The sequence below is a fragment of the Rothia sp. HMSC069C01 genome (genome assembly GCF_001814655.1).
GTDB classification, from domain to species: Bacteria; Actinomycetota; Actinomycetes; order Actinomycetales; family Micrococcaceae; genus Rothia; species Rothia dentocariosa.
This window is the reverse complement of the sequence record NZ_KV817407.1, coordinates 1-2,549: the sequence shown is the minus strand read 5'-3', so window position 1 is coordinate 2,549 and position 2,549 is coordinate 1. Positions and strand designations below refer to the sequence as shown.

The following is a 2,549-nucleotide window of genomic DNA, read 5'->3' as shown; positions in this document are numbered from 1 at the left end:
CCGAGCGGCGCTGTCACCCGGTATTCCTATGATTTGAACGGCGAGTTGTCGTCGGTGACGGATGCGACCGGTGTTGAAATTAAACGCAGGGTAGATCGTCAGCGCGGTATTGAGGAGATCGCGGATGCGTTTTCGTCCTCGTTCATTCATACGGATATTTTCGGTCGGGTTACGTCTGAGCAGAAGCGTGCCCGGGGTGGGTCTTCTGCGAAGAAGGCCGATGTTGAGAGCGAGTTCATCACTTATGATGCCGCGGGTCGCCCGGTTGAGATTCTTGATGCTGCCGGTGGGCTGACCCGTTGTGAGCGTGATGGTGCTGGGCGTGTGCTGCGGGTGATTTCTGCTGAAGGCCGTATCGAGACCTATGACTATGATGCTGCCGGGCGGGTGATCTCTCATGCTGTTGGTCTGGATGCTCCTGAGCGTTACACCGATGAAGAGGGGGTTTCGCGGGTTGTTGAGCCTTCTGCTTGGGCGATAACTCGCCTGGAGTATGATGCCGCCTCGCAGATTATTAAGCGTGTTAACCCTGACGGTACGGTTGAGAAGATCACCTATGACGTGTGTGGTCGAGTGACCGGTGTGGAAGCCGGTGTACGTGTGGCATCGTACGAGTACGATTTGTGCGGTCGCCTCATTGGTGTGCGCGATAGTTCTTTCGGGCAGCGAAGGTTTAAGTACGATGCTGCCGGTCAGATTATCCAGGCAACGGACGGTCTGGGGTTCCGTACGCATTTCTCGTATACCGCAACCGGGCAAGTTTGCCGAGTTGTCGATGCTTCCGGTCAGGTGACCGACTATGAGTACGATGCGCTAGATCGTCTGGTACGTGTCATCAAGGCTGCGGGCACGGATGATGAGTCGGTGCAGGAGTACGCCTATGATGCTGCAGGTCGTCTGATTCGTGCTCACGATGGTGTACGCGAGTATACGCACGTTTATGATTATGCTGCCGGTGGCCGCCTGTCACACACCTGTGTTGATGGTGTGAAGGCTGCCGAGTTTGGGGTTGAGGATCAGGGTCGTACCGTGTGGGTGCGCGATTACGCCAGCGCTCAAGCCCTTGACGGTAATGCGTCTGAGGACGCGTTTGTACAGCATCGGTTTGTATATGATGCACGCGGTTTGCTGATAGAACGTTCACGCTCGAGCGTGATGACCGATACTTCGGGTGCGTCCTCTGGCACGGCGGATGTAGACGCGCAGGTTCAGGCGTTGAATACTTTCACGAACACGGGCGCGTACACGCTCACGTTGGGGTACGATGCCGACGGTTACCGCACGCGCATGGTGACTCCGTATGGTGAGACTGCGATTGCCTATGATGGTGCTGGTCGCGTGGTGAGTATGTCACGCGCTGATCAAGACGCTCACGGTGAGAGCCTGGTGGCGCGGTATTCCTACGATGCGATGGGCAGGCTGATCCGTGCCCAGTTGGGCGACATTCTCTCGCGCTGGGAGTTTGATGGTGAGTCTGGTCTGGTGTGCTCGTACTCGCGTGAGAACACGGCGCGGGCGGATTCGGTGGAGCGTACCGAGGTTATTCGTGATGAGCAGGGTCGTATTGTGGGCTTGGATTCTGCCGATGGGCTGGTGGTGTATACCTATGATGCTGCCGGTCAGCTCACGGGTTCTCGTTCTTGTGATCTGGAGTTTGAATGGGTCTTTGAAGCCGGGCTCATGGTTTCTGAGCGCACTTGGCGTCATTCCGGTGGCACGGACGAATCTGAGGAGACTTCGCGGGTGCTAGCGGGTGAACGTTCGTTCGCCTATAACCGTTTGAACCAACTCACCGAAATTATTGCCATAGAATACGCCGCCGCTATTGCTCCAGAATTTGCGGGTCTACACCGGGAGGTTATAAACCGTACCGTAACTACCTACGAATACAATGCCGCTGGTGAACGTACTCGTGCGCATACTGCTTCGAATACTGGTCTGCGTTCCACCCGTGACTATGACTGGGATGTTTTTGGTGCCCTTTCAACAGTAACTGATACGGTTAGTTCCGATGCCTTCCACGCTAATCCTTTAGGGATCACAGGGTTTTCTTCACGAGTGCGTTTAGTAACGGATGCCACTGGTGACCTTGCTCAAGTGACAGATACCGCTGGGGTATCTATACCTTTAGTGTGGGATCCGAATGCTGCTATGCCACAGATTTTAGGCGCTGGCGGCACGCCTGCTCCCGGGTCTGACGGCGGTTTCTCCCAGGTTGGTATTGCCGGTAGTTTTGACCCGTGGGCTGTGCCGTCCATACTGGGTTCTGCACCGGTCGCTCAGGGGATGAATATTCCCGGTCTTCCGCATGCTTTGAGTGCGGATGATAGCGGTGTGTGGGAATCTATGCTTCCCGCTGGGTTCTCGTTTACCGGTGCCGGGTCTGTGCGTGTTGCCGGTTTGGATGTGATGGGTGCCCGCGTCTTTGATGGTGCCTCGAAGCGTTTTCTCTCGACGGACCCGTTGGCTCAGGTGCCGGGTACTGGTTTCTTCGCGGATGTATATGCGTTCTGCGGGAACAACCCTGTAGGACTGATGGATCCGTGGGG

1 protein-coding gene is annotated in these 2,549 nt (G+C 56.1%); it reads left to right on the top strand.

What is annotated here, in order from left to right; translation table 11 throughout:
* On the top strand, nucleotides 1-2,549 hold a 2,549-nt coding region (locus tag HMPREF2981_RS06835), incomplete at both ends, for an RHS repeat-associated core domain-containing protein (protein ID WP_305794002.1).